This window comes from Acidocella sp., assembly GCF_036489515.1.
Classification (GTDB): Bacteria; Pseudomonadota; Alphaproteobacteria; order Acetobacterales; family Acetobacteraceae; genus Acidocella.
Window position 1 is genome coordinate 1 of record NZ_DASXFO010000095.1, and the last position, 21,039, is coordinate 21,039.

The 21,039-nt window shown below is 64.7% G+C and carries 19 protein-coding genes and 1 pseudogene; 7 read left to right on the top strand and 13 right to left on the bottom strand.

Going from position 1 to position 21,039, the window contains the following annotated elements:
* The 13 genes and pseudogenes from VGG47_RS14005 to hpnA form a co-directional block, all read right to left on the bottom strand.
* On the bottom strand, positions 1-609 hold a 609-nt coding region (locus VGG47_RS14005; RefSeq protein ID WP_331539614.1), incomplete at its 3' end, for an SURF1 family protein.
* A gap of 166 nt (positions 610-775) precedes the next feature.
* Complete coding sequence (locus VGG47_RS14010) at positions 776-1,627, bottom strand: cytochrome c oxidase subunit 3 (RefSeq protein ID WP_331539616.1); 852 nt, start codon at positions 1,625-1,627, stop codon at positions 776-778.
* A 63-nt stretch (positions 1,628-1,690) separates the two neighbouring features.
* Entirely contained in the window at positions 1,691-1,870 is a 180-nt protein-coding gene (locus tag VGG47_RS14015; RefSeq protein WP_331539618.1) for a hypothetical protein, read from the bottom strand.
* Positions 1,870-2,781, bottom strand: coding sequence for a heme o synthase (locus VGG47_RS14020; protein ID WP_331539620.1), 912 nt, complete (start codon positions 2,779-2,781; stop codon positions 1,870-1,872). The genes VGG47_RS14015 and VGG47_RS14020 overlap by 1 nt, the downstream gene beginning before the upstream one ends.
* A 55-nt stretch (positions 2,782-2,836) precedes the next feature.
* Complete coding sequence (ctaD, locus tag VGG47_RS14025; protein WP_331539622.1) at positions 2,837-4,447, bottom strand: cytochrome c oxidase subunit I; 1,611 nt, start codon at positions 4,445-4,447, stop codon at positions 2,837-2,839.
* A 9-nt stretch (positions 4,448-4,456) separates the two neighbouring features.
* Entirely contained in the window at positions 4,457-5,353 is an 897-nt protein-coding gene (gene coxB / locus VGG47_RS14030; RefSeq protein ID WP_331539624.1) for a cytochrome c oxidase subunit II, read from the bottom strand.
* Between the two features lie 270 nt (positions 5,354-5,623).
* Positions 5,624-6,280 carry a class I SAM-dependent methyltransferase gene (locus VGG47_RS14035; protein WP_331539626.1) on the bottom strand — a complete coding sequence of 219 codons (657 nt, stop codon included), beginning with the start codon at positions 6,278-6,280 and terminating at the stop codon, positions 5,624-5,626.
* Between the two features lie 223 nt (positions 6,281-6,503).
* A pseudogene (gene shc, locus VGG47_RS14040) lies at positions 6,504-8,438 on the bottom strand (squalene--hopene cyclase); the annotation flags it as partial.
* A 151-nt stretch (positions 8,439-8,589) separates the two neighbouring features.
* The gene (gene hpnE / locus VGG47_RS14045; protein ID WP_331539628.1) at positions 8,590-9,768 is read right to left on the bottom strand and encodes a hydroxysqualene dehydroxylase HpnE; all 1,179 of its coding nucleotides are present in this window, start codon (positions 9,766-9,768) and stop codon (positions 8,590-8,592) included.
* Complete coding sequence (hpnD, locus tag VGG47_RS14050) at positions 9,765-10,604, bottom strand: presqualene diphosphate synthase HpnD (protein ID WP_331539630.1); 840 nt, start codon at positions 10,602-10,604, stop codon at positions 9,765-9,767. Before hpnD ends, hpnE begins: the two co-directional genes overlap by 4 nt.
* The gene (gene hpnC, locus VGG47_RS14055) at positions 10,601-11,443 is read right to left on the bottom strand and encodes a squalene synthase HpnC (RefSeq protein WP_331539648.1); all 843 of its coding nucleotides are present in this window, start codon (positions 11,441-11,443) and stop codon (positions 10,601-10,603) included. Before hpnC ends, hpnD begins: the two co-directional genes overlap by 4 nt.
* A 26-nt stretch (positions 11,444-11,469) precedes the next feature.
* Positions 11,470-12,567 carry a glycosyltransferase gene (locus VGG47_RS14060; RefSeq protein WP_331539632.1) on the bottom strand — a complete coding sequence of 366 codons (1,098 nt, stop codon included), beginning with the start codon at positions 12,565-12,567 and terminating at the stop codon, positions 11,470-11,472.
* Complete coding sequence (gene hpnA, locus VGG47_RS14065; protein ID WP_331539634.1) at positions 12,564-13,562, bottom strand: hopanoid-associated sugar epimerase; 999 nt, start codon at positions 13,560-13,562, stop codon at positions 12,564-12,566. The genes VGG47_RS14060 and hpnA overlap by 4 nt, the downstream gene beginning before the upstream one ends.
* Before the next feature lie 105 nt (positions 13,563-13,667).
* On the opposite strand from hpnA, the gene VGG47_RS14070 reads away from it, so the two are divergent.
* The 7 genes from VGG47_RS14070 (at position 13,668) to fdxA (ending at position 20,760) form a co-directional block, all read left to right on the top strand.
* The gene (locus VGG47_RS14070; RefSeq protein ID WP_331539636.1) at positions 13,668-14,564 is read left to right on the top strand and encodes a ferritin-like domain-containing protein; all 897 of its coding nucleotides are present in this window, start codon (positions 13,668-13,670) and stop codon (positions 14,562-14,564) included.
* A 2-nt stretch (positions 14,565-14,566) separates the two neighbouring features.
* Positions 14,567-15,571: a lysylphosphatidylglycerol synthase domain-containing protein gene (locus VGG47_RS14075; RefSeq protein ID WP_331539638.1), complete on the top strand. Its 1,005-nt coding sequence runs from the start codon at positions 14,567-14,569 to the stop codon at positions 15,569-15,571.
* 90 nt (positions 15,572-15,661) lie between these two features.
* A complete protein-coding gene (locus VGG47_RS14080) occupies positions 15,662-15,919 on the top strand; it encodes a GlsB/YeaQ/YmgE family stress response membrane protein (RefSeq protein WP_331539639.1) in 258 nt (85 codons plus the stop codon).
* Between the two features lie 216 nt (positions 15,920-16,135).
* Positions 16,136-17,374, top strand: a complete 1,239-nt coding sequence (locus tag VGG47_RS14085; RefSeq protein ID WP_331539640.1) for an MFS transporter — start codon at positions 16,136-16,138, stop codon at positions 17,372-17,374.
* Positions 17,375-17,481: 107 nt separating this feature from the next.
* Positions 17,482-20,043 carry a helicase-related protein gene (locus tag VGG47_RS14090; protein WP_331539642.1) on the top strand — a complete coding sequence of 854 codons (2,562 nt, stop codon included), beginning with the start codon at positions 17,482-17,484 and terminating at the stop codon, positions 20,041-20,043.
* Positions 20,044-20,049: 6 nt separating this feature from the next.
* Entirely contained in the window at positions 20,050-20,328 is a 279-nt protein-coding gene (locus tag VGG47_RS14095) for an RNA-binding S4 domain-containing protein (protein WP_331539644.1), read from the top strand.
* A 99-nt stretch (positions 20,329-20,427) separates the two neighbouring features.
* On the top strand, positions 20,428-20,760 hold the full coding sequence (fdxA, locus tag VGG47_RS14100) for a ferredoxin FdxA (RefSeq protein ID WP_331539646.1): 333 nt from the start codon (positions 20,428-20,430) through the stop codon (positions 20,758-20,760).
* Positions 20,761-21,039 lie beyond the last annotated feature (279 nt).

Below are 21,039 nucleotides of genomic sequence, written 5' to 3' on the forward strand. Positions count from 1 at the left end.
GTGGTTATTGGGCGGTGTCGGCAATGCCTGGGCGGGCTGCGGTACGGTGCTGCCCGGCGGCGGCTTCGGCCCCATGGCAATGAGCACATAGGGCGCGACCCTGATCCCCATGCCGGCGCCAATTTTCTGCGGGTCGAGCGTGTAATACAGCCCCTGCCCCGGATCATCCGTGCCGGCGAACCAGCCCGGCGTGGCCGGCGCATGCAGGTAGCCGACCGCCTCGGTCAGCCCCGGCGGTTCGGCGAGCGGCACCGGGCGCTGCTGCTGCACCCAGCCGACATCGACCAGCACCACCTGCCCGTTCGGCCGCCGAAGCGGCATGACGAGTTCGCCGCCCTGCACCGGACCATCCGGTGTGTCGTGCACCTCGTCGCCGTACAGCGCGGCCTTGCCGGGAATCCAGCTGCCGGCAATGGAAACTTTCTCGAACGGGGTGGGACGTGCGGGCAACGGAATCGGCGCGGAAATCTCCGCCTGGTGGATGGCGGCGAGAATGCCTTCCTTCCATTTCAGCCGGTGCAACTGCCATACGCCGAGCGCGATCAACAGCCAAAACGTAAGGAAGGCCGCAATGCCGGGTGCAATCAGCCGGCGCCAGTTCACGAGCATGGTTTAGGCAAGGCCAAGCAAACGAGGGAGAAGGCTTCTTTTTGTTAACAAAAAGAAGCAAAAAAACTTTGCTAACGCTGGGCCATGGGCTTGTCGCCGACAACGCCCATGGCCCAGGCGAATAAAAATTTTTGCGCCGCTTTTTTTAAAAAGCGGCTTCTTTCCTCTAACCGGCGACAATGGCACTGCGGCCCAGATAGTAGATGCAGACGAACAGGAACAGCCACACCACGTCCACGAAATGCCAGTACCAGGCAGCCGCTTCGAAGCCGAAATGCCGCTGCGGCGTGAACTGCCCCTTCATCGCCCTGAACAAACACACGGTTAGAAAGCAGGTGCCGACGATCACGTGAAAGCCATGAAAGCCGGTGGCGATGAAGAAGGAGGAGGGATAGATGCCGCCATGATAGAAGGGAAACGGCGAGTGCGTATATTCCCAGGCCTGGCCGCACAGGAACATCAGGCCGAGCATGACCGTCAGCGCCAGGCCGCGCACCGTGTCGCGGTTATTGCCCTCGATCAGCGCATGATGCGCCCAGGTGACGGTGGTGCCGGAGAGCAGCAGCGTCATCGTGTTGAACAGCGGGATCGCGTACGGGTCGATCGTGGTGACCCCCTGCGGCGGCCAGACCGCGGCGAAGGCCGTGCCCATTTTGTCGGGGAAGAAGAAGTAATTGAAATAGTTCCAGAAGAACGAGACGAAGAACATCACCTCCGAGGCGATGAACAGCGCCATGCCGTAGCGCATGCCGATCTGCGTGATCAGCTTGTGCAGGCCGGGCGTGCGGGATTCCGCGATCACATCCCGCCACCAGACATACATGGTGGTGGCCGCCCCGACGAACCCAATGGCGAGCACGATATAATTGCCGAAATGCGCGACGAAGATGATGCCGGCGGCGATCAGCATCGCCGAGGCCGCGCCGCAGAGCGGCCAGAGACTGGGCGTGACCAGATGATACGGATGCGGCACCGTGGCCTTGATCTGCTCCGTTGCCGTCTGGGCTGAGCCGCTCATCCTATCCCTCCATTTTTTTCTTGCGCAGTCTCGAACGCTTTTTTCAGATCCCGGCCGACATCCTCACCACATCGTCCCGTATTGGTGCAGTTTCACCAACGCGATGGCGTAGATCACCAGGCAGAAGCCCCCCAAGGCGGCGAGGAGCAAAAAATTACGGCCGCGGCGGCGGCGCAGGAATTCCGCGCGCGCCTCCGGAGTCCAATCGCTTTGCGCCAGCTCGGTGCGGGGCATCCCCTTCATCAGAGCAGCCGATCCGCGGCACAGGCGCCGAACAGGATGAACAGATACAGGATCGAGTATTTGAACGCGGCGCGGGCCGGCGCGTTACGCGTCAGGCTGTTGCCCCGCGCGTCCTGCCGGTCATACAGCACACGCCAGCAATAGAATGCGAACAGCAGGCCGGTGGCCAGCGCCGTCACACCATAGATCGGCCCCATCAGCCCCAGAATATAGGGGATCAGGGAAATCGGCAGCAGCACCAGCGAGTAGACCATGATGCAGACGCGGGTATGCCGGGCCCCCTTCACCACCGGGAGCATCGGCACGCCGGCGCGCGCGTAATCGCCCGAGGCGTAGAGCGAGAGCGACCAGAAATGCGGCGGCGTCCAGAAAAACACGATGGCGAACAGCAGCAGTGGCAGCACGCCGATCGAGCCGGTGGCGGCGGCCCAGCCGATGACCGGTGGAAACGCCCCGGCCGCGCCGCCGATGACGATGTTCTGCGGCGTGCTGCGCTTCAGCCACATCGTGTAGATGAACACGTAGAAGCCGATGGACAGCGCCAGCACCGCGGCGGCGATAAGGTTGGTCGCCATCGCCATGACCACCACCGCCGCGCAGGCCAGCACGATGCCATAGCCGAGCGCGCCGGCCGGCGAAATCCGCCCGGCCGGGATCGGCCGGTTGACGGTGCGCTTCATCACCGCGTCGATGTCGCGGTCATACCACATGTTGATCGCCCCGGCCGCCCCGGAGGCCACGGCGATGCAGAGGATGGCTGTGAGCGCCAGCACCGGGTTGAGGCGATGCGGCGCGATCACCAGTCCGATCGCGCCGGTGAACACCACCAGCGTCATCACGCGCGGCTTCAGCAGCGCCAGCCAGTCCCCGGCCGTGGCGCCCGGTTGCGCGCCCAAAAGGACGCCGCTCATGCGGCACTCCGGCGCGGCTTGGTTAGTTTCATGTTATACATCCTCTCATATCCCTTCAGCGGATGACCGGTACATCTTCAAACGTGTGGTGTGGCGCCGGCGACGGCACCACCCATTCCAGCGTCGTCGCCCCCTCGCCCCAATAATTGTCGGCCAGCACCTCTTTCGAGGTGAAAATGCGATAGAGGATGTAGAAAAAAATCAGGGTGGACACGCCGGAAATCCATGCTCCGACCGAGGAGACGAAATTCCAGCCGGCGAACGCATCGGGATAATCCGGATAGCGCCGCGGCATGCCTGCCAGGCCCAGAAAATGCTGCGGGAAGAAGGTGAGATTGACCCCGATGAAGAAGGTCCAGAAATGCACCTTGCCCCAGAATTCCGGGTATTGGTGGCCGGACATCTTGCCGATCCAGTAGTAGAACCCGGTGAAAATTCCGAAAGCAGCCCCCATCGACAGCACGTAATGAAAATGCGCGATCAGGAAGTAGTCGTTATGCAGCTCCTGGTCGAGCCCGGCATTGGCCAGCACCACGCCGGTGGCGCCGCCGATGACGAACAGGAAGATGAAGCCCATCGCCCAGAGCATCGGCGTCTTGAACTCGATCGACCCGCCCCACATCGTCGCGATCCAGGAGAACACCTTGATGCCGGTCGGCACGGCAATGACCAGCGTCGCCACCTCGAAATAGATGCGGCTGTCGGTGCTGATGCCGGAGATGAACATGTGGTGCGCCCAGACCACGAAACCGACGAAGCCGATCACCACCATGGCATAGGCCATGCCGAGATAGCCGAAGATCGGCTTCCTCGAAAAGGTCGAGACCACATGGCTGATGATGCCGAAGGCCGGCAGGATCATGATGTAGACTTCCGGATGGCCGAAGAACCAGAACAGATGCTGGAACAGCACCGGATCGCCGCCGCCGGCGGGCTCGAAGAACGAGGTGCCGAAATTGCGGTCCATGATCAGCATCGTCACCGCACCCGCCAGCACCGGGATCGCCAGCAGGAGCAAGAACGCGGTGACCAGAATCGCCCAGCAGAACAGCGGCATCTTGTGCAGCGTCATGCCGGGCGCGCGCATGTTGAGGATCGTCGCGATGAAATTGATCGCGCCCAGCAGCGAGGAAATACCGGCCAGATGCAGCGAGAACAGCGAGAAATCGGTGGCGATGCCCGGCGAATAGCGGGCGTTGATGAGCGGCGGATACAGCGTCCACCCCGCACCCGCGCCATGGCCCAGCAGCAGGCCGAGCATGACGAAAATGAAGCCCATGACGAGGAACCAGAAGCTCATATTGTTGAGCCGCGGAAAGGCCATGTCCGGCGCGCCGATCATCATCGGCACGAACCAGTTGCCGAACCCGCCGATCAGCGCCGGCATCACGAACCAGAAGATCATGATCAGCCCGTGCGCGGTGATGATCGCGTTCCACTCATTGCCGTCGGTGATGAGGGTGTTGTGCGGATACATCAGCTGCGTGCGCATGATCATCGACAGCACGCCGCCGACGCAGGCGCCGACCACCGCCATGGTGATGTAGAGCGTGCCGATATCCTTGTGGTTGGTGCTCATCAGCCAGCGGCGGACGAAGCTCGGGTGCGCGTGGCCATGCGCGTCATGACCGTGGGCGACCTCGGTGTCGTGCGTGGTGGAGGACATGTTCGCTCCTTACCTTGGGCTGGCCGCGCCGGGGGCGGCGTCGGCGAACTGGTTGCGCGGCAGCGGCGAGGACAAGGGCGAAGCCGGCACGGTGTTTTCCGTGTAATCGGCCTGCGCGACCTTCACCCAGGCCAGGTAGTCCGCCATCGGCACCGCCTTGATCTCGATCGGCATGGCGTCATGGCCTTCGCCACAGATCTGGTTGCACTCCCCGTAATAGGTCCCGGCCTTGGGGATCTCGGTCCAGCTCGTCACGATGGTGCCGGGGATGGCGTAACGCTGCACGCCCAACGAGGGGAGGTAGAAGCCATGCAGCACATCACTGCTGGTGATGTTGAAGCGGATCTTCTTGCCGATCGGCAGGACCAGCGGATGATCCACCGAGAGCCGGCGCAACTGGCCCGGCTTCAGCTCGTTGTCCGGGATCATGTAGCTGGTGTAATCGAGCCCCGGCACGGCATTATAGTTGTATTCCCAGTACCATTGATGCCCGGTGACCGTGACGGTCATATACGGGTTGCTGTCATCGGCCTCGTAATAGATCAGGTTGATCGAGGGGATGATGATCACCGCCAGCAGCAAGGTCGGCACGACGATCCAGGTCACCTCGATCAGCGTGTTATGCGTGACATGACCCGGCCTCGGGTTGCGGGAGGCGCGGAAGCGGTACATCGCATAGCCCATCAGGATGCCGACAAAGCCGACCACCCCGGCCATGATCCACAGCACGTACTGCATCAGCCAGTCGATATGCGCCTGCATCGGGCTGCCGGCGGCGGGGAACCACATCTGCCAGTCATGCGGCGCGTCGACATAGGCATTGGCGGCGCTGGTCGGGTCGGATTGGGCGAGCGCCAGCCGGACGCCGAGCAGTAGTACCGCACATGCCCCCAGACCAATTTTCAAGCTCCGCTTCATTCGATTCGTTTCCCGGTGCCGCCGGCCTAACCGACCGGTCTGGTTTCACCTGGAAGTGATAGAAGCCCCGCCTGAGAGAATCAAGTTATCGAACGATAGGACTCAGTGATGAGACCTTCTCAGGGAAGCGAAAGGGGAAGACTTCTTTTTGTGAACAAAAAGAAGCAAAAAAACTTTGTTATGCTGGGCCATGGGCGTTGGCGCTGACAACGCCCATGGCCCAGCTACGCCCAAAAGTTTTTGCGCCGCTTTTTTCTGCTAGTTGCCGAGTTCAACCAGCCGGAACAGGCCGAACGGGCGCATCGGCGTGATTTTTGCGCCTGCCAGATCGGCCGAGCTGAAAATATGGCGGAAATGGAAATCCGGATGCCAGCCGAGCTTGGAGGAGGCCGGCGCCAGCGCGCGCTCTATCCAAGCGATGAGGCCGCGATCCTGCGCGAAATGGTTGACGAAAATGATCCGTCCGCCGGGACGGACGATCCGGCGCAATTCGGCCACCAGAGCGTGCGGGTCCGGCACCACCGAGGCCACGAACATCGCCACCGCGATGTCGAACTGCCCGGTCTCGAAGCTGGTCGCCTGCGCGTCCATCTCCAGCAGCGCCTCGACATTGCGCAAGCCGCCCGCGAGGACGCGCCCGCGCGCCCGTTTCAGCATGTCCCCGGACAGGTCGATGCCGGTGACACGCTTCTCCGCGCCATAGAACGGCAAAGCCAGGCCGGTGCCGACGCCGACCTCCAGCACCTGTTCGCCTGCGGTGCGGTTCACGCTGTTCACCGCTTCGCGGCGCGCATGGCGGGAGACCACGCCGAACCAGTTATCATAAGAGCCGGCCTGGCGGGCATAGGCCGCGCGGACGGCATCCGCATCCATGGGCGACCTGGGGCCGAGCGCCGCGCCGTAAGCTTCCGCCATCTGGGATCCTAACCTGTCACGAAACTGCCCGTAATCTGCCCGGAAGAAGGGGACGAAGCAATGGGATCCAAAACCCTACGGCACCAATTTCAGAGAATGCTCAAACAAAAGCCGGTAGCCAAGCCCGTTGCTATGCTGGGCCACGGGCTTTGTCACCGACAACGCCCATGCCCCAGCATAGAAGAAGTTTTTGCGCCGCTTTTTTCAAAAAGCGGCCGCTTTCTTAAAACCCGAACTTCACCTGGCGGTCATTCGAAGCCAGCAGGTTGCGATACCTGCTCAGCGCCAGCAGCGGAAAAAACCGTGGATAGCCGTGGTATTTGAGGTAGAACACCCGCGGGAATCCGACCGCGTTATAGGCTTTTTCCGTCCAGCTACCTTGCGCGTCCTGGGTGTTCTGCAGGAAGGCGACCCCGCGCTGCACGGCCGCATGGTCCACCTGCCCGGCCGCCATCAGCCCGAGGATCGCCCAAGCCGTCTGGCTGGGCAGGCTCTGCTCGGCCGCGCCGTGGAACTCGCCGGGCGGGGCGTCGCCATAGCTCTCGCAATCCTCGCCCCAACCGCCATCCACACGCTGTTTCGAGACCAGCCAGGCCACGGCGCGGGTCACCGCCGGGTCGCCCTGATCCACGCCGGCGGCATTCAGCGCGCACAGCACCGACCAGGTGCCGTAGATGTAGTTGGTGCCCCAGCGGCCGAACCAGGAGCCATCCGGCTTCTGCGTCGCGCGCATATAAGCGATCCCGCGCGCGATCGCCGGCCGGTCCTCCGCATGACCCAGCTGGGCCAGGAAGGAGACGCAGCGCGCCGTCACGTCCTCGGTCGGCGGGTCGAGTAGCGCGCCATGATCGGCGAAGGGGATGTGGTTCAGATATTGCCGGTCGTTGTTGATGTCGAACGCGCCCCAGGCGCCGTTCGGCGATTGCATCCCGATGATCCATTCGCGCGCCCGCGAAATCGCCTGCTCATAGGCCGGGTCTTTCGTGCGGTGCATAATCATGCCGACCACGGCGGTGTCGTCGACGTCCGGGTAATGGGCGTTGTTGTACTGGAACGCCCAGCCGCCGGGCCGGGTGCCGGGCGTGTTGTCCGCCCAGTCGCCGGCCACGTCGAGGATCTGGCGCGGGATCAGCCAGTCGCAGGCGGCGCCCACTGGCGCGTCGCTGCCGGCCTCGGCCAGCGCATGCGCGGCAAGGCCCGTGTCCCAGACCGGCGACAGGCAAGGCTGGCAATAGGCCTCGTCGTCCTGCACCACCAGCAGCTTCTTCACCGAACCATAGGCGATGTCGAAATTTTGCCGGTCCCCCAGCAGGTCGAACATCATCGCCGCGTTCGCCATTGCGGGATAGATCGCGCCCAGCCCATCCTCGCCATTCAGCCGCTCGATGATGAATTTTTGCGCCTTCGCGATGGCGCGGGCGCGGTTCCTGGCCGGGAAATGCGGCTCCATTGGGCGCAAGGCGCTGTCGAGCCCCTTGAACACCGGCCCCCAGGCGGATTTGTATGGCCCGCGGATCCAGTCCTTGATCTGCGTCGGGGGCCTGCGAAACAGCTCATCGATGCGGATGTTGCGAGGATTGCGGGCCTGCGGCTTCTTCGCCATCAGCACCAGCAGCGGCGTCAGCACCGTGCGCGACCAATAGGAGATCTTGCGCATGGTGATCGGGAACCAGCGCGGCATCAGCACCAGCTCGACCGGCATCACCGGGCAGGCATCCCAAGGCACCGCGCCGAACAGAGCGAGCTGGATGCGGGTGAATACGTTGCTGCGCTCGGCGCCGCCAGCTTTAAGAATCAGCTCGCGGGCGCGCACCATATGCGGCGCATCGGGGCTGTCGCCGAGGGCTTTCAGCGCGAAATAGGCTTTGACGGAGGCCGAAAGATCGAACTTGCCGCCATGGAACAGCGGCCAGCCGCCCGGATTGGTCGCATGATCGCCCTGGATGCGGCGCAGATACACGCCGATTTTGCGCTCCAGCTCCGGCTCGATGCGGTCGAGATAATGCTCCAGCAGCACATATTCGGCGGGGATCGTCGCATCCGCCTCGAGCTCATAGACAAAATGCCCGTCCTGACGCTGCTCCTGGCGCAGCGAAGCATCGGCGCGGGCGATCGATAAATCCAGGCGTGTACTCATCGGCGCTGTATAGGCCGGCTTCGCGGGGAGAGGAAAGTAGCCGCTTTTTGAAAAAAGCGGCGCAAAAACTTTTGATTATGCTGGGCCATGGGCGTCGTCGCCGACAACGCCCATGGCCCAGCATAGCAAAGTTTTTTTGCTACTTTTTGTTCACAAAAAGTAGTCTTCCTTCTTATCCTATCGGCTGGAGCAGCGCCGCGGCGGCATTATTGCCGGAGCGTATCGCCCCCTCGATGGTGGCGGGCAGGCCGGTATCGGTCCAGTCGCCGGCCAGCACCAAGTTCGGGTTGGGCGTTCTGGCGCCCGGGCGGCGGCCCAGCTGCGCCGGGGTGCAGGCGAAGGTGGCGCGCTTTTCCCACACCACCCGGTGCAGCGGCATTTCCGCAGGGAGGTTGAAGGCGCGGGATAGTTCGCCCCAGACCCGCGCTGCCATGGTGTCGTTGTCGATGTCGGCGTAGCGGTTGGCGGCGGAGATGGTGACGGAGAGCATGTCGGGGCGCGCGAAAACCCATTCCGTCGTGCCGCCGATCAGCCCCCAAAAGCCTTCCTGCCCCAGGCTGTGGCGGAAATGCAGGTTGCAGATGGATTCGTATTCGTCCGGCACGGTCAGCCCCGGCACCAGCGAAGCGGCGATCCAGGGCGGCACCGCCAGCACCGTCGCCTGGGCGGGGTTGAGCGCCGTGACCCGCTCGCCGAGGCGGATGTCCGCGCCCTTGGCGCTCAACCATTCCAGTGCCGGGTCGATGAAGCTCTCCGACAGGCCAATGCGGGCATAGCGCGGCACGGAAGCGGCCCCGCCACGCTCGATGGTCTCGGCCAGCACCGCCCGCAGCGGCGCCGCCGAGGCAATGTCCGGCATGGTGTTCAGCGCCGCGATGGCGAACGGCTCCAGCAGGTTGCGATAGAGCGGGCCGCGCCCGACCAGATCCGCCACCAGGTCCTGGCGCCGCGCCCGGCGCAGTTTCAGCAGCGCCGCGTAGTGACGTAAGCCCGTCCCCGGCACGCGCCGGGAGGACGAGAAAATCCACCAGGGGAAGCGTCCCTGATTCAAATGCAGCCGCCAGCTCCGGCCCGATTGCAGGTCGATGAACGGAAACACCGGCTCGGCCGGGCCGGCCAGCGAACGGGCAGCGCCGATCCGGTGCAGATAGGAAAGTGCGGCGATATTACCCGAGAGGAGCAGATGATTGCCGTTATCGATGCGGCAGCCGAGCACCGGGTCGACATAGGAGCGGGCCCGGCCGCCGGCCGCCTTCGCCGCCTCGAACAGCACGACATGATGGCCGCGATCGGTGAGCGCGCAGGCCGCGGCGAGGCCGGCGAGGCCGGCGCCGATGACATGGACGCTCATCGGCCGAGCAGCAACCGCGCCGCAAGCAGGAGCTTGCGCCATTTCGGCAAGGAGACGCGGCCCTTCGCGTAATCGAAGTTTTGCGCCCGCAGCATTGTGAGCAGCGGCTTGTAGCTCGCGGCCATCATGCTGGCCGGGCGCATCGCGGCGCGGTCGGACCGCGCCATCGCCGCTTCGGCCTGGGCAAAATAGGCTTCCGCCATGTCCGCCAGCCGGGCGCAGAGTTGCGGCAGCGCCGGGGCTGCGAGCAGCGTCGCCGGATCGGGCGCGATGCCGGCATCGTCCAGAAACTCGCGCGGCAGATAGATGCGCCCGCGTTCCGCATCCTCGCCCACATCGCGCAAGATGTTGGTGAGCTGCAAAGCGCGGCCCAGCGCGTAGGCGGTCTCCTGCGCGGCAGCGCCGGCATCGCCGAAAACCCGCACCGAAAGCCGACCGACCGCCGAGGCGACGCGGTCGCAATAAAGGTCGAGCTCGGCGAGCGGGGGTGCGATGATCGGGTCGCCCGCATCCATCTCCATGCCGTCGATCACCGCGAGAAAATCCTCGCGGCGTAGATCATAGGCCTGCACTGCGTTGCCCAGCACACGGGTGATGGCATCGGTGGTACGGCCTTGGAACAATTCCCCGACTCTGCCCCGCCATTCATCCAGCGCGACCTGCTTGGCGGCGAAATCTCCCTCCTCGTCGGCGATGTCGTCCACCACGCGGCAGAAGGCGTAGATGCCGTACATCGCATCGCGCCGCGCCGGCGGCAGGACCTTCATGCCGTGATAAAAGGATGTGCCCGCCTGCTTCACCAAAGCGGTGACGAAGTCGATATCCTCCTGGGTCATGCTGCGAATCTCAAGCCTGCGAGAGTCGCGGCCAGGAAGTCCGCCTTGCTCAGCTTGACCCGCATGGCCAGCGGATCGCCGCCCTTGAGGTGCTCGGTCAGGCGCCGGGCCAGGCTGCAAATGATCGCGGTCTCGACCCGCAGGCGGCGCGCCTTCACCCGGCGCGGCAGCTCCGCGGCGGCGCGGTTCAGCTCGTCGGTGGCGGCGAGCATCCGGTCGAACACGGCGCGCAGGCCCGGCATGGTCTCCGGCCGCGCCACGTCGTCGGTGGAAAGCCCGGCCTCGCGCAGCCAGTCCTGCGGGATGTAGCAGCGGTCCAGATCGCGTAGGTCCTTGGCGCAATCCTGCAAATGGTTGAGCACCTGCAGCGATGCGCACAGCGCATCCGAAGGCCCCCAGGTGGCGCGGTCCTCGCCATGCAGATCGAGCACATAGCGCCCGACCGGGGCGGCGGAATAGCGGCAATACTCCATCAACTCCCCCCAGTTCGCATAGCGGTTCTTCACCGCGTCCTGACGGAACGCCACCAGCAATTCGCGCGCATGGAGTTCCGTGACACCCGACTGGCCCAGGGATTCCCGTAGTTTCTCGGCACTTGGCGAACCGTCCGTCCGCACGCCCATCAGCACCTCTTCCATCGCGTTCAGTCTTGCGATTTTCTGGTCCGGCGGGAGCTGAAAACTGTCGGAAATGTCGTCGGCGTTGCGGGCGAAAGTGTAATAGGCGTGCACATGGTCGCGCAGCTCCTTGCGGATCAGCCAGGAACCGACCGGGAAATTCTCGTCCCCGCGATCCTTGCCGGACCAGGATTCGACATTCGGCGCGGAGGCGGGCGGCACCGGTGTGGAGACGTTGTCATTGGCGGTCACGATGTCGCTCCATAGTCACGGCTTTTCCATTTTGCCCCGGTGCCGCGCCAGTAATTCCAGGCCGAGCCGAGTGTCGCGGCCATGTAGAACAACGCGATCAGCGGCAGCGTGAGAGCAAGGATTTTCGGCTGACGGTAGCGCGCCAGGGTGGGCAGATAGCTGACCACCGCCAGCACGTATGCGATGAGCCCGGCGGCGAAGCGCCAGCCATGGCCGAACAGGATTTCGTAAGGTGCGACCAGCCAGACCAGCGCCAGGCCGATGATCGTGCCGGCCAGGACCAGCCCGGAATAGCGCAACTGGGTGAAGGCGGTGCGGGTGATCATGTTCCAGATGTCGGCGACATGCGGATACGGGCGGATCGAGGTGGCGAGGCCGGAATGGCCGAGAAAGATCGGGCCGAATTTCTTGAGCTCGGTCGCCAGCGACACATCGTCGATCAGCGCGCCCTTGATGCGCTCCAGCCCGCCGATCCGGCCCAAGGCCGCGCGGCGCACCAGCACCGTGCCGCCCGCCGCCGCCGCGGTGGCGGAAAGCGGGTCGTTCACCTTCGCAAACGGGTAGAGCATCTGGAAGAAATACACGAAGGCCGGAACCAGGAACCGCTCCGGCCAGGACGTGCAATTCAGCTTCACCATCTCCGAGACCATGTCCACCCGCGGGTTGAGCAGCCTTGCCACCAGCGATGAGAGCTGGCGCGGATCATGAGTGATGTCGGCATCCGCGAAAAGCAGGATTTCCGCGCTGCTGGCTGCCACGCCTTGCGACAGCGCCCAGAGCTTGCCCGACCAGCCGGCCGGTTTCGGCTGGCCGGTGATGATCGTCAGCTTTTCGTGCGCGCCGGCGAGTGCGGCCGTGCCGTCGGTGGAATTGTCGTCGACCAGGATCACCCGGAACGGACCGGCATAATCCTGGGTCACCAGCGAGGCGATCACCGCGCCGATCGTCTCCGCCTCGTCGCGGGCGGGGATGACGATGTCCACCGCCGGCAGCTCGCCGGGCAGCGCCGGCTGCAGTTCCGGTGCGGACTTCCAGAAATCCCCATGCCGGAAGAACAGGTAGAGCCAGATGAGCAGAGCGAGGGTCGCGATCATTTCAGGTAGCCCTCCGCGCGGAACCAGGCGAGTGCCCCGGCCACCGCCTCGGCGGCCGGGCGCGGCGCATAGCCCAGCTCGGCTTGCGCTTTTGCCGACGAGAAGAACATTTTTTTGCGGGCCATGGTGAGGATGTCGGGGGTCATCAGCGGCGGCTTGCCGGTAACGTTGGCGACGCGTTCCATCGCCCAGGCGAGCGGCATCAGCGGCGTGATCGGCAAACGCAGCGCCGGCGGCTTGCGTCCGGCCTGGGTGGCGATCAGCGCCAACAGCTCGCGCAGCATGAGGTTTTCGGAGCCCAGAATATAGGCCTGGCCGGCCACGCCCCGTTCCAGGGCCAGCAGATGCCCGGCGGCGACATCGTCCACATGCACCACGTTCAGCCCGGTATCGACATAGGCCGGCATTTTGCCGCGCGCGGCATCGAGAATCATCTGCCCGGTCGGGGTCGGCTTGACGTCGCCGGGGCCGACCGGGGCGGCCGGGTTGACGATCACGATGTCCTGGCCCGCAGCGGCCAGCGCCCGCACCGCCTGCTCGGCGTCGTATTTCGATTTTTTGTACGCGCCGGCATGATGCTCGGGCTTGATTTTGGTGGTCTCGTCGGCCGGGCTGCCATCCGCGGTCAGGCCCAGGGCCGCGACCGAACTCGTATAGAGGCTGCGTTCCACCCCGGCGACGGCGGCGGCGCGCAGCAGTGCGACCGTGCCGTCGATGTTGACGCGGCGCATCGCCGCCTCGTCGGGCACCCAGAGCCGGTAATCGGCGGCGACATGGAACAGATAACGGCAGCCTTTGAGCGCGCTGGCGAAACCGGCCGGCTCCGCGAGGTCGAGTTCGACCAGCTCGGCGGCCAAATCCTTGACATTGCGACGATCACTGCCGCGCCGGACGGTCAGGCGCAGACGATGCCCGGCTTGCGCCAGCGCGCGCGCCACCGCGGCGCCGACGAACCCGGTCGCCCCCGTCACCAACGTCAGATCACCCTGCCCCAAGCCTCACCCCATGGTTCACAAGCCACGCTACCAGCGCCATATACCGGCGGCGGCTGTGCTGCTGTAGAACGCATTGCGGCTTTTGGTGCAACCTGAGGAAAGAGCATGAGCGAGTCAGCTGTCGCCACCGCCGACCACAATGCACGAAACTGGGATTACCCGGTGCCGGGCAGGATCAGGATCGGCAGCGACGAACATTTCAAGATGCTGACGCAGCTGCTGAAGGCCACCTACAACCCGTACAAGCCGTCAGTGCTGAACTGGCCGAAACTCGACCCGGACACGTTGCAACGCATCACCTCGCTGCCGATCTGGGATATCGCGGTGCAGACCGAGATCAAGGCCTCGATGCGCATCGAGAACTACGCGAAAACCATCCCGAATGCGGCGCTGCGCCAGGCGCTGCAGCACATGGCCGGCGAGGAATCAAGGCACCGCGACGTGCTGTCCCGCCTGGTCGCCGCCTACGACATCCCGATGCAGCCGGAGGAAACCTATGCGCTGCCGAAAGACGCCGAATGGGGGTTCATGGTCACCGGCTATTCCGAGTGCATCGACAGCTTCTTCGCTTACGGCCTGTTCGAGATGGCGCGCCGCTCCGGCTTCTTCCCCATTGACCTGGTCGAGACCTTCGAGCCGGTGGTGCAGGAGGAAGGCCGGCATATCCTGTTCTTCACCAACTGGATCGCCTGGCACAAGGCGAACATGCCGCTCTGGCGCCGCCCCTATTTCGCGGTAAAGACCGCCGCGGTCTGGGCCTTCCTGATCTGGGAGCGCATCGGCATCGCCCGCAGCGTCGACGGGCTGGAAGGTGCGGACGCCAATTTCACCATGAACGGCTCCAAGGCGCTGAGCGATGAGATGGACCCTGCCGTGCTGATCGATATCGCCCTGGAGGAAGACAAGAAGCGCATGGCCGGCTATGATCAGCGCTTGTTACGCCCCACCACCATGCCGCGCCTGGCGCGCATGGCCCGCCTTTTCGTCCGACCAAAGAAGTAGTCTTGAAACAGAAACTCCGATTGCTGCCGGCCCTCTTCGCATTGGCCGGTGTCGCCGTGGTGACCGCTTTGGTCATCTATTTTGGCGCTGGCGACGTGCTGCACGTGCTTACCTCGGTGAGCGCCACAGGCTTCGTCTCCTACATCATCGCCCAACTGGTCATCACGCTGGGCCTCGGCCTATGCTGGCGGATGCTGCTGCGCAGCCGCATGCGGGGCAGCTTCTGGCTGTGCACCTGGGGACGGCTGGTGCGCGACGCCACCGGCGAGTTCCTGCCCTTCAGCCAGGTCGGCGGCTATGTGCTGGGGGCGCGGGTGATCACGCTGAGCGGGGTCAACGCCACCGACGCCACCGCTTCCACCCTCGGCGACATCACCACGGAATTTCTCGCCCAGTTGGTATTCATCGGCATCGGCCTGTCGATCCTCTCGCGCCTCTCGCCGGGCAGCGACCTGCTGATGCCGGTCACCATCGGCCTGTGCCTCGCCGTGCTCATGGGGGTCGGGCTGATCCTGGCGCAGCGCGGCAGCGGCGCCAAACTGTTCCGGGGCCTCGCAACCCGGATCGCCGGCGCCGCCGGCGAGGGAGCGGCGACCAACATCGCCAAGCTGCAGGCGGCCCTGAACGTCATGTATGGCGAGCGCGGCCGGCTCGCCTGGTCGGCGTTCTTCCACCTCGTCTGCTGGTTCGGCACCGCCACCGCCTCGTATATCGGCTTCCATGCGCTCGGCGTGGATATCACCTACACGGATGCGATCTGCATCGAGGCGATGCTGCACGCGATCATGGCCCTGGCCTTCTTCATCCCCGGCCGGGTCGGCGTCCAGGAGGCGGCCTATACCCTGCTGGGCGGTATTTTCGGCGTGCCGCCGGATATCGCGCTGTCGCTCTCGCTGATGCGCCGCGCCCGGGATTTCGTCATCGCCGTGCCGGTGCTCTTGATCTGGCAGGGCCTTGAGGCGCGCCGGCTGAAAACGGCCTCCAGCCTTTTGCGCGACCTAAAATAATCATTGCCGTTTCGTTAAGGAATCTCGGCGCGGCTTGCGCGCACAAGCATAGCCGCCATGTCTCTTCCGTAAGCACTGTGGAGGCAGGAAATGTCGATTATTGGATGGATTGTGCTTGGACTTATCGCCGGTTGGATCGGTAGCCATATCGTCGACAATCACGGGCGCGGGCCGATGATGGATATGATACTCGGCATCGTCGGCGCCCTTGTCGGCGGCGCGATTTTCAATGCGCTGGGCGCGGTGCCAGTAACCGGCTTCAATCTCTACAGCCTGTTCGTCGCGGTGGTCGGTGCGGTGGTCGTGCTGGTCATCTACCACGCGGTGGCCGGCCGTCGCCGGGCGTGAAGCGAAGGAAGGCTACTTTTTGTGAACAAAAAGTAGCAAAAAAACTTTATTAATTTGGGCTATGGGCGTTGTCTGTGACAACGCCCATAGCCCAGCATAGCAAAAAGTTTTTGCGCCGCTTTTTCCAAAAAGCGGCTTCTTTCTATGCTTTGCCTTGACCACCCAGCATCCCCCGCGATAGGCCCCAGCTTCAGATCAATCGAGTAAACCAACACCATGATGCATCGCGCGGAGCTGGCCGCGAAATTGCGGACCATGCGCCTGGTGTTCGGCATGGCCGGGGTCGGGCTCTCGGTCTGGGCAGTGACCGTTCCCTACACAAAACTCCGCTTCGATCTCGATGACGGTACGCTCGGGTTGATGCTGCTGGCCGGCGGCAGCGGCGGGATCATCTGCATGCCCTTCGCCGGCATGGCGGTGGCGCGCTGGGGCAGCCGCGCGGTCATCCTCGCCTCCGGGCTGGTATACGGCGCCCTGCTCCCGGCGCTGAGCATGGCACCGACGCCGGCCAGCTTCACCGCCCTCCTGTTGCTCTACGGCGCGCTGTTCGGCGCCCTGGACGTCGCCCTGAACGCGCAAGGTGCTGTGATCGAGCGGCTCAGCGGCCGGCTGCAGATGTCCGGCTTCCATGGCTGCTACAGCCTGGGCAGCCTCGTCATCACCGTGCTGACGAGTTTTCTGCTCCGGGCCGGCTTTTCCTACGCCACCTGCGCCACGCTCGACGCGCTGCTGGTGCTGGGCGCCCTGACCCAGGCGACCAAACTGATCCCCAACACCGCCGATGCGCCCGCCGGCCCGGCCTTCGCTCTGCCCAACCGCGCCACCCTGGTGCTCGGCCTGTGCTGCTTTGCCACCTTTCTCACCGAAGGAGCGGCCACCGATTGGAGCGCGATTTTCCTGCATTTCTCGCGCGACATGCCGCTCGCGAGCGCGACCTTCGGCTACTCCGCCTTCGCGGTTGCCTCGGCCGGCGCGCGCCTGCTCGGCGACCGGGTGGCGATGCGTCTGGGCGCCGCCACGCTGGCGCGGCTGGGTTGCGTCGCCGCCATCAGCGGGCTGTTGCTGGCCGTGCTGGTGCCCTCCGGCCTCGCCGGGATCATCGGCTTCGGCCTGGTCGGGATCGGCACCGGCAACATCGCGCCGCTGATTTTCAGCGCCGCCACGCGGATCAAAGGCATGGACGCGCATCACGCGGTGCCGGCCGTGGTCGGCGTCGGCTATGCCGGCTTCCTGGCCGGGCCGGCGCTGATCGGGCTGATCGCCAACCATCTCGGCCTCGGCTCCGCCTTGCTGCTGGAAGCAACGCTGCTGGCTGGCGTTTTCTGCGCCGCGGGAGCGGTCGCAGATAAGAAAGCGGCCGCTTTTTGTTCACAAAAAGAAGCCTTCCCTACCCTTCTCCGAGCGGGGTCCGTCCGCATCGACGCCGTCGAAGCCCTGGGGCCGGGAGGCCCTTGACCCCTTAAATTTATTAACGTTGTGTTATTGGGGTCCGGGGCCCTGCCCTTACCCCCAAAACCGGCTCCTGTTTGGCAAACAGCGCCAAACGACTTAACATTGGCCTCATGTCCGGCTTTACTCCCCGGGTGAAGGCCGTGCTTGGCCCCACCAACACCGGCAAGACGCATCTGGCGATTGAGCGTCTGTTGGGTCACTCGTCCGGCATCATCGGGTTTCCGTTGCGGCTGCTGGCGCGGGAGAATTATGACCGGATGGTGGCGCGCAAGGGCATTCGCAATGTCGCGCTGATCACCGGCGAGGAGAAGATCGTCCCACCCGGCGCCAAATGGTTTTCCTGCACGGTGGAGGCGATGCCGCTGGACCGCAAGGTCGAGTTCGTGGCGGTGGACGAGATCCAGCTTTGCGCCGACCCGGACCGCGGGCATGTGTTCACCGACCGTCTGCTGCATGCGCGCGGCATGGTGGAGACCATGTTTCTGGGCGCGGAGACCATCCGCAAGCTGTTGAAACGGTTGATCCCGGATGCCGAAATCGAGACGCGCCCGCGGCTCTCCGAGCTGACCTATGCCGGGCCGGTGAAGCTCTCGCGCCTGCCGCCGCGTTCGGCGGTGGTGGCGTTCTCGGCGGCCGAGGTTTACGCGATCGCCGAGGCGGTGCGCCGCCGGCGCGGCGGCTGCGCGGTGGTAATGGGGCGCCTGAGCCCCCGCACGCGCAACGCCCAGGTGGCGCTGTACCAGGAGAAGGAAGTCGATTTCCTGGTGGCGACGGACGCCATCGGCATGGGCCTGAACATGGATGTCGACCATGTCGGCTTTGCCGGCCTGTCGAAATTCGACGGGCACCGGCCGCGGATGCTGCTGGCAACCGAGATGGCGCAGATCGCGGGACGGGCAGGGCGCGGCATGCGCGACGGCACGTTCGGCGTCACCGCCGATTGTCCGCCGTTGGGCGACGAACTGGTCACGGCGGTGGAGACGCACGCCTTCGAGCCGCTGGAGCAATTGTGCTGGCGCAACTCGGCGCTGGATTTCTCCTCGGTGAACGCGCTGCTGGACAGCCTGATGGCGGCGCCGGCGCAGCCCGGCCTGGTGCGCGGCCAGGACGCGACCGACCTGCTGACCCTGGCGGCGCTGCACAACGATGCCGACATCGCCAAAGCAGCACAGGGCAGGGCGGCGACGCGTCTGCTTTGGGAGGCCTGCCAGATCCCGGATTTCCGAAAACTGGCGACGGATGCTCATGTAAAACTCTGCGGCCGGGTGTTCGGACATCTGCGCAACAGCGGCAGTTTGCCGGAGGCCTGGGTGCGCGACGAGATCGAGTCTCTGGACAAGATCGAAGGCGACATTGATACCTTGATGCAGCGGTTAACGGATGTTCGTGTTTGGGCGTATATAACGGCCAGGGCGGACTGGATGAGGGACGCGACGCCCTGGGCCAGGCGTGCACGCGAGGTGGAGGATAGAATCTCCGACACGCTGCACGTGAAGCTCATGGCGCGGTTTGTGGATAAGAGGGCAGCACACTTGACGAGACGGCTTGAAGATTCTGAGGCGGAAGAGCTGCAGGCGGTGGTTTCCGCCCGCGGCGTGGTTCTGGTAGAAGGCCATGAAGTCGGCCATGTCGAGGGGTTCGTGTTTCATCCCGACCCTGCCACCCAGGGCGCGGAGAAGAAACTGGTGCTGCGCGCCGCCAGGCGCGCGCTGGGGCAGGAAATGCCGCGCCGCATCGTCCGCGCCGAAACCGCGGCCGACGACGCGTTCAGCCTGACCGAGGACCGCCACATCGTGTGGGAAAATGCGAAGATCGCCAAGCTGCGCAAGGGCTCGAGCCTGCTGAAGCCGGCGGTGGAGATCGTCCATTCCGAGTTCCTCGACGGCCTGGCCCGCGAGAGCCTGCGCGCGCGGCTCAGCGCCTATCTGGCCGCTGAAATGACCAAGCGGCTCGGCCCGCTGCTCACCGCGATGGAGAACCCGGCGCCGGAACTGCGCGGGATCATGTTCCGCCTCGGCGAGGAATCCGGTGTGATGCCGGCGGAGCCGGTGCCGCACGAGCTGCGCCAGGTCATGAAGAAAGCCGGGCTCGATGCTGGGCGCTTCGCGCTCTATATGCCGGCTGTGCTGAAGCCGGGCGCTGCCTGGCTGCGCGCACTGCTCTGGGGCGTGTGGCGCGACCGCAACCCGCCGGAGCTGCCGGCCCCGGGCCTTGTGTCGGCGCCGATGCCCGATAATTGGGGCGAGGATTTCGCACTGAGCATGGGCTGGCTGCCGGCCGGCCCGGTGATGGTGCGCCTCGACGTGGCGGAACGGCTGGTGCGCGAAATGCATTATCTGGTGCGCAAGCACCCGGTGCTGCTGCCGCCCACTCTCGGCTCGCGCATGGGGCTCAAGCCCGACCAGCTCTCGCCGGTGCTGCACGTGCTGGGCTTCCGCGTGATCCAAGCGGCGACGCTGGGCGAGAAATATTACGGGCCGCCGGCGCCGTCGATGCTGGGCCGGCGCCGCATGGAGCCACGGCCCGATGCTCCCGTCGCCCGACCGGCGCCAGGCGCGAAAACGTCAACACGTCCCGCCCGGCCGGCGCCCAAGCCGGTGGAAAAACCGGTCGAGGTCTCCGAGGACAGCCCCTTCGCAGCACTGGCGGCGCTGCGGCTGGTGGTCCGCTAAGCGGACATGGACGAGGAAGATACCGGCTGGCAACGGCTGGATAAATTCCTGTTCTACGCGAGATTCTGCAAGACGCGGGCGGTGGCAGCCTCGCTCATCGCCCGCGGCCATGTGCGCATCAACCGCCAGCCGACCGAAAAGCCGCACGCCCGCCTGCGCCCTGGCGACATCCTGACCCTGCCGCTGCCGCGCGGCGTGGTGGTGATCGAGGTGCTCGCTCTGGCCAAGCGCCGCGAGAGTGCGCCCCAAGCGCAGACGTTGTATAAGGAAATTGTTTCCGGCTGAGCGCGTCGCTTGCGTTAACGCCACGCCTCGCGCATACCCGGCGCATAATTTTTTGCCGCGCGGCCCGGACGCGCGACGACCTGTTGTGGAGAGTGCCTGATGACCTATGTGGTCACCGAAAACTGCATCAAGTGCAAATATATGGACTGCGTCGAGGTCTGCCCGGTCGACTGCTTCTATGTCGGCGAGAACATGCTGGTCATCCACCCGGACGAGTGCATCGATTGCGGCGTGTGCGAACCGGAATGCCCGGCCGAGGCGATCCTGCCGGACAGCGACGACCGCGCCACCGCCTGGGCCGAACGCAACCGCGACTTCGCCAAGAGCTGGCCGAACATCACCCGCAAGGGCACAGCCCCGGCCGACGCCGACGAGTGGAAAGACAAGCCCGGCAAAGAGGCGCTGCTCTCGCCAAAACCCGGCACGCCGTAAGGCCATTTCCCGCCGCCCGTGACGGGAGGCCAAAACTCTGCTATACTGTTGCATCAGAACCGGGCGCGGCATGGGTCGCGCCCGGTTTGCGATTGTAGCGGAGTGGGTATGAGCGAGAAGCAGAAGACCATGACGGTGAAGAAAGCCGTCAAACTCGACGATACGGCGGAAAACGAGACCGCCACCCCCAAAGCCAAAACCACCGACAAGCCAGCCGTGAAAACCGCCAAACCAGCCAAGAGCATGGAAACCGCGCCCGAAGAGGCGAAGCCCGCCGCC

Excerpts from the sequence above, each read along its gene's own strand:
- VGG47_RS14010 (WP_331539616.1), bottom strand. The coding sequence starts at position 1,627 with ATGAGCGGCTCAGCCCAGACGGCAACGGAGCAGATCAAGGCCACGGTG.
- VGG47_RS14015 (WP_331539618.1), bottom strand. The coding sequence starts at position 1,870 with ATGAAGGGGATGCCCCGCACCGAGCTGGCGCAAAGCGATTGGACTCCG.
- VGG47_RS14020 (WP_331539620.1), bottom strand. The coding sequence starts at position 2,781 with ATGAGCGGCGTCCTTTTGGGCGCGCAACCGGGCGCCACGGCCGGGGAC.
- ctaD (WP_331539622.1), bottom strand. The coding sequence starts at position 4,447 with ATGTCCTCCACCACGCACGACACCGAGGTCGCCCACGGTCATGACGCG.
- VGG47_RS14035 (WP_331539626.1), bottom strand. The coding sequence starts at position 6,280 with ATGGCGGAAGCTTACGGCGCGGCGCTCGGCCCCAGGTCGCCCATGGAT.
- hpnE (WP_331539628.1), bottom strand. The coding sequence starts at position 9,768 with ATGAGCGTCCATGTCATCGGCGCCGGCCTCGCCGGCCTCGCCGCGGCC.
- hpnD (WP_331539630.1), bottom strand. The coding sequence starts at position 10,604 with ATGACCCAGGAGGATATCGACTTCGTCACCGCTTTGGTGAAGCAGGCG.
- VGG47_RS14060 (WP_331539632.1), bottom strand. The coding sequence starts at position 12,567 with ATGATCGCGACCCTCGCTCTGCTCATCTGGCTCTACCTGTTCTTCCGG.
- VGG47_RS14070 (WP_331539636.1), top strand. The coding sequence starts at position 13,668 with ATGAGCGAGTCAGCTGTCGCCACCGCCGACCACAATGCACGAAACTGG.
- VGG47_RS14080 (WP_331539639.1), top strand. The coding sequence starts at position 15,662 with ATGTCGATTATTGGATGGATTGTGCTTGGACTTATCGCCGGTTGGATC.
- VGG47_RS14085 (WP_331539640.1), top strand. The coding sequence starts at position 16,136 with ATGATGCATCGCGCGGAGCTGGCCGCGAAATTGCGGACCATGCGCCTG.
- VGG47_RS14090 (WP_331539642.1), top strand. The coding sequence starts at position 17,482 with ATGTCCGGCTTTACTCCCCGGGTGAAGGCCGTGCTTGGCCCCACCAAC.
- VGG47_RS14095 (WP_331539644.1), top strand. The coding sequence starts at position 20,050 with ATGGACGAGGAAGATACCGGCTGGCAACGGCTGGATAAATTCCTGTTC.
- fdxA (WP_331539646.1), top strand. The coding sequence starts at position 20,428 with ATGACCTATGTGGTCACCGAAAACTGCATCAAGTGCAAATATATGGAC.